The sequence below is a fragment of the Ruegeria sp. BE9 genome (genome assembly GCF_056538765.1).
On sequence record NZ_JBQFTS010000015.1, the window covers coordinates 1 to 5,842 of the forward strand.

Sequence of the window (5,842 nt, forward strand, 5' to 3'; positions counted from 1 at the left end):
TATTTGACGCTGGTTGCGGGAGTAGGATTTGAACCTACGACCTTCAGGTTATGAGCCTGACGAGCTACCGGGCTGCTCCATCCCGCGTCAGTGTCTGTTTTTGTGTGATCGTTAGAGAGATTGAGGGGATTTTACTAGGTTTGGCGGTGACCTACTCTCCCGGGGCTTAAGCCCAAGTACCATTGGCGCGGCAGTGCTTAACTTCCGGGTTCGGGATGGGACCGGGTGTTTCACTTGCGCTATGACCACCAAACCGAGGAAAATCCCCACGTCGGCTTTTGCGAAGCAAAAGCGACGGGCAGGAGGCAGCGAATGCGCTTTCCTGCACGGTTTTGTTTCAATCAACGTTGTCCAACTCAAGGTCAGTGTATGCTTTTGATTTTGTCTTTCCATTACTGGATCAAATCAAGCCTATCGGGCGATTAGTACCGGTCAACTGAACGCATTACTGCGCTTACATCTCCGGCCTATTGACGTGGTGGTCTTCCACGGCCCTCAGGGAGACCTTGTTTTGAGGGGGGCTTCCCGCTTAGATGCCTTCAGCGGTTATCCTGTCCGATCATAGCTACCCAGCACTGCCGTTGGCACGACAACTGGTCCACCAGTGGATCGTTCACCCCGGTCCTCTCGTACTAGGGGCAACTCCTCTCAAGTCTCCTACACCCACGGCAGATAGGGACCGAACTGTCTCACGACGTTCTAAACCCAGCTCACGTACCTCTTTAAACGGCGAACAGCCGTACCCTTGGGACCTGCTCCAGCCCCAGGATGAGATGAGCCGACATCGAGGTGCCAAACACTGCCGTCGATATGGACTCTTGGGCAGTATCAGCCTGTTATCCCCGGCGTACCTTTTATCCGTTGAGCGATGGCCCTTCCACTCGGGACCACCGGATCACTATGGCCGTCTTTCGACTCTGCTCGACTTGTCAGTCTCGCAGTCAGGCTGGCTTCTGCCATTGCACTCAACGAGCGATTTCCGACCGCTCTGAGCCAACCTTCGCGCGCCTCCGTTACGCTTTAGGAGGCGACCGCCCCAGTCAAACTACCCGCCACGCAGGGTCCCGGATCCGGATAACGGACCGCGGTTAGACATCAAGAGTGCGAAGGGTGGTATCTCAAGGGAGGCTCCACGGATACTTGCGTTTCCGCTTCAAAGCCTACCACCTATCCTGCACATCACAATCCTGATGCCAGTGCGAAGCTGTAGTAAAGGTGCACGGGGTCTTTCCGTCTAACCGCGGGAAGCCTGCATCTTGACAGGCAATTCAATTTCGCTGAGTCGATGTTGGAGACAGCGGGGAAGTCGTTACGCCATTCGTGCAGGTCGGAACTTACCCGACAAGGAATTTCGCTACCTTAGGACCGTTATAGTTACGGCCGCCGTTTACCTGGGCTTCAATTCAAGGCTCTCACCTCTCCTTTTAACCTTCAGGCACCGGGCAGGCGTCAGACCCTATACGTCGTCTTGCGACTTCGCAGAGCCCTGTGTTTTTAATAAACAGTCGCCACCCCCTGGTTTGTGCCCCCAGCCCCTAGTTGCCTAGGAACCGGGCCTCCTTCTCGCGAACTTACGGAGGTATTTTGCCGAGTTCCTTCAACATCGTTCTCTCAAGCGCCTTGGTATGCTCTACCAGTCCACCTGTGTCGGTTTAGGGTACGGTCTGATGGAGGGCTATTTCCAGGAACCACTCAGCAGCCCAATCAATCCGATAAGATTGAACTACACCTGTGATCCGTCACATCCTCCTGGCCTAGGAATATTAACCTAGTTCCCATCGCCTACGCCTTTCGGCCTCGGCTTAGGGGCCGGCTTACCCTGCTCAGATTAGCTTTAAGCAGGAACCCTTGGACTTTCGGCGAGAGTGTCTCTCACACTCTTTGTCGCTACTCATGTCATCATTCTCACTAGTGATCTCTCCACCGGATCGCTCACGCGCCGGCTTCATCGAAAGATCCTCGCCTCCAATATCCCCGAAGGGATCAAGGAGGCATGGATCTATGTCACACTACGCTCTGCTACCATGCCTTACGGCATCCTAAGCTTCGGCTCATGGCTTGAGCCCCGTTACATCTTCGCCGCAGGACAACTTATTTAGACCAGTGAGCTGTTACGCTATCTTTAAAGGATGGCTGCTTCTAAGCCAACCTCCTGGTTGTTTTGGTCGTCCCACCTGCTTTCCCACTTAGCCATGAATTGGGGGCCTTAGCTGTAGGTCAGGGTTGTTTCCCTCTCCACTACGGACGTTAGCATCCGCAGTGTGTCTGCCATCTAGTACTCCCGGGTATTCGGAGTTTGGTTAGGATCAGTAAGCCTGTGGGGCCCCATTACCCATCCAGTGCTCTACCCCCCGGGGTATTCGGATGACGCTCTACCTAAATAGATTTCGCAGAGAACCAGCTATCTCCGAGTTTGATTGGCCTTTCACCCCTAGGCACAGCTCATCCCGATCCTTTTCAACGGATGTGGGTTCGGTCCTCCAGTAAGTGTTACCTTACCTTCAACCTGGCCATGCCTAGATCACTCGGTTTCGGGTCTGATCCCACGAACTCATACGCCCTATTAAGACTCGCTTTCGCTACGCCTACACCTAACGGCTTAAGCTTGCTCGTGAGACCAAGTCGATGACCCATTATACAAAAGGTACGCCGTCAGCTCGCAAGGAGCCTCCGACTGATTGTAGGCGTTCGGTTTCAGGTACTGTTTCACTCCCCTCGTCGGGGTGCTTTTCACCTTTCCCTCACGGTACTGGTTCGCTATCGGTCAGCAAGGAGTACTTAGCCTTCGAAGGTGGTCCTCCGATCTTCAGACAGAATTTCACGTGTTCCGCCCTACTTAATACGTCCATCAGAGCTTCCTATACGGGGCTGTCACCCGCTATGGCCACGCTTCCCAACGTGTTCTAGTCACTCATCTGGCTCGGCTGGTCCCCGTTCGCTCGCCGCTACTAGGGGAGTATCAATTGATTTCCTTTCCTCCGGGTACTTAGATGTTTCAGTTCCCCGGGTTTGCTCTTAAAACCCTATGTATTCAGGTCTTAAGTACCTGTTTAAACCCCATATTGAGTATCAGAGATAACAATATGAAGCTTTCAGGTGGGTTGCCCCATTCAGAAATCCATGGATCAAAGCTTATTCTCAGCTCCCCATGGCTTATCGCAGAGTATCACGTCTTTCATCGCCTCTTGCTGCCAAGGCATTCACCAAACGCCCTTCTCGCGCTTGATTTGATCCAGAAAGAGAAAGACACACGTCCTTCACGGCAAACCCAGCTGGTAACTAAAGGTCGCCTCTGTTTCTGAACCAAAAGCATACTTTCCCGCCTTCTATCCTGGAACCCATGCTGCCGATGTCGGTCGGCCCCACATGGAGAATAGAAGACAATGCATGATCATCAGATCATGCGGGTTAGTGTACTTGACTTGGACAACTCTGTTCGTTTCAGCCGGGATATTCGAAGAGGGACGAGGAAACATCCCTAATCAAACCTCCTCCGAAGAGGACCAACTGAGATCAACGCCTCACTCGGCGCGATCAAACAGTGTTGATTGATTTCTCTCTATACGATGTCAATGCTTCCGAAGAAGCGACGTCCAATCGGACGGCTAAGAACCCAAAGGTGCTTAACGATCTGATCGGATAAATGGTGGAGCCTAGGAGGATCGAACTCCTGACCTCCTGAATGCAAATCAGGCGCTCTCCCAGCTGAGCTAAGGCCCCATTCAGGTGCTACGCACCCTAATTAGTGGTGGGTCGAGGAGGACTTGAACCTCCGACCTCACGCTTATCAGGCGTGCGCTCTAACCACCTGAGCTACCGACCCAGACAGGCCGGTCGGCCTGATGTGTTCTGAAGAGATATGAGGACGGCTCGGTCCATGAGTTTGATCAACTTTGTTTGTTGATCTTTTGCTAAGTGCTCCACGATCAAGAGCAAGCTCTATGATGCTAGGAACATCCTTAGAAAGGAGGTGATCCAGCCGCAGGTTCCCCTACGGCTACCTTGTTACGACTTCACCCCAGTCGCTGATCCTACCGTGGCCGCCTGCCCCCCGAAGGTTAGCGCAGCGTCGTCGGGTAGAACCAACTCCCATGGTGTGACGGGCGGTGTGTACAAGGCCCGGGAACGTATTCACCGCGTCATGCTGTTACGCGATTACTAGCGATTCCGACTTCATGGGGTCGAGTTGCAGACCCCAATCCGAACTGAGACAGTTTTTTGGGATTAACCCATTGTCACTGCCATTGTAGCACGTGTGTAGCCCAACCCGTAAGGGCCATGAGGACTTGACGTCATCCACACCTTCCTCCCGCTTATCACGGGCAGTTTCCCTAGAGTGCCCAGCCGAACTGCTGGCAACTAAGGATGTGGGTTGCGCTCGTTGCCGGACTTAACCGAACATCTCACGACACGAGCTGACGACAGCCATGCAGCACCTGTCACCGAGTCACCGAAGTGAAAGATCCATCTCTGGACCGGTCCCGGGATGTCAAGGGTTGGTAAGGTTCTGCGCGTTGCTTCGAATTAAACCACATGCTCCACCGCTTGTGCGGGCCCCCGTCAATTTCTTTGAGTTTTAATCTTGCGACCGTACTCCCCAGGCGGAATGCTTAATCCGTTAGGTGTGTCACCGAATAGCATGCTACCCGACGACTGGCATTCATCGTTTACGGTGTGGACTACCAGGGTATCTAATCCTGTTTGCTCCCCACACTTTCGCACCTCAGCGTCAGTATCGAGCCAGTGAGCCGCCTTCGCCACTGGTGTTCCTCCGAATATCTACGAATTTCACCTCTACACTCGGAATTCCACTCACCTCTCTCGAACTCTAGACCGATAGTTTTGGAGGCAGTTCCGGGGTTGAGCCCCGGGATTTCACCCCCAACTTTCCGATCCGCCTACGTGCGCTTTACGCCCAGTAATTCCGAACAACGCTAACCCCCTCCGTATTACCGCGGCTGCTGGCACGGAGTTAGCCGGGGTTTCTTTACCTGCTACCGTCATTATCTTCACAGGCGAAAGAGCTTTACGACCCTAGGGCCTTCATCACTCACGCGGCATGGCTGGATCAGGGTTGCCCCCATTGTCCAAGATTCCCCACTGCTGCCTCCCGTAGGAGTCTGGGCCGTGTCTCAGTCCCAGTGTTGCTGATCATCCTCTAAAACCAGCTATAGATCGTAGGCTTGGTAGGCCATTACCCCACCAACTACCTAATCTAACGCGGGCTAATCCAAAGGCGATAAATCTTTCCCCCGAAGGGCACATACGGTATTACTCTCCGTTTCCAGAGGCTATTCCGTACCTTTGGGCATATTCCCACGCGTTACTAACCCGTCCGCCGCTCACCCCGAAGGGCGCGCTCGACTTGCATGTGTTAGGCCTGCCGCCAGCGTTCGTTCTGAGCCAGAATCAAACTCTCAAGTTGAAAACCGATTACTCGGTTATCCTTGACGTTCGAACCTCTGCACATCTCAATGATCCGGCTAGGACCATTGAAGTCATCTGTTTGTCTGTGCTTCTGGTTTCCTCAGAAACCGAAAGCCGTACAAACAGTGAAGCTGACACTAGATCATCGGCCGAAGCCTACTAGCGCGATATGCAAACATTCAATCCGTCGAAACGAACCAAACCGCCCACATATCTCTTCAGTTATCCATCAATGTCAAAGAACATAACACCAAGAGCCAAAAACCAGACCGTTGCGCCAATATCATCAGCGCGCCCGCCTAACTCAATCCCTCAAGATGCCCCCAGTCTATCCTGAGCGTCTCCACCGTCTCTCCAGTGTGTCCCACCGTCTCGCCGGTGTGTCACTAGCGCCTCAGCAGCGCCGGTGAAGGGG

At 53.4% G+C, this 5,842-nt stretch carries 3 tRNA genes and 3 rRNA genes; all 6 read right to left on the reverse strand.

Going from position 1 to position 5,842, the window contains the following annotated elements:
* Positions 1–10 precede the first annotated feature (10 nt).
* The 6 genes from ACR0EO_RS22000 to ACR0EO_RS22025 all read right to left on the reverse strand — a co-directional run bounded on the left by ACR0EO_RS22000 (position 11) and on the right by ACR0EO_RS22025 (position 5,425).
* Positions 11–87: transfer RNA gene (locus ACR0EO_RS22000), tRNA-Met, on the reverse strand.
* Positions 88–138: 51 nt separating this feature from the next.
* Positions 139–253: ribosomal RNA gene (rrf, locus tag ACR0EO_RS22005) — 5S ribosomal RNA — on the reverse strand.
* Between the two features lie 148 nt (positions 254–401).
* Positions 402–3,228, reverse strand: a 23S ribosomal RNA gene (locus ACR0EO_RS22010).
* A gap of 416 nt (positions 3,229–3,644) precedes the next feature.
* Positions 3,645–3,720, reverse strand: a tRNA-Ala gene (locus ACR0EO_RS22015).
* Positions 3,721–3,746: 26 nt separating this feature from the next.
* Positions 3,747–3,823 (reverse strand) — tRNA-Ile (locus ACR0EO_RS22020).
* A gap of 140 nt (positions 3,824–3,963) precedes the next feature.
* A 16S ribosomal RNA gene (locus ACR0EO_RS22025) occupies positions 3,964–5,425 on the reverse strand.
* Together the 16S, 23S and 5S rRNA genes with 3 tRNA genes alongside form the textbook arrangement of a ribosomal RNA operon.
* Between the last annotated feature and the right edge of the window lie 417 nt (positions 5,426–5,842).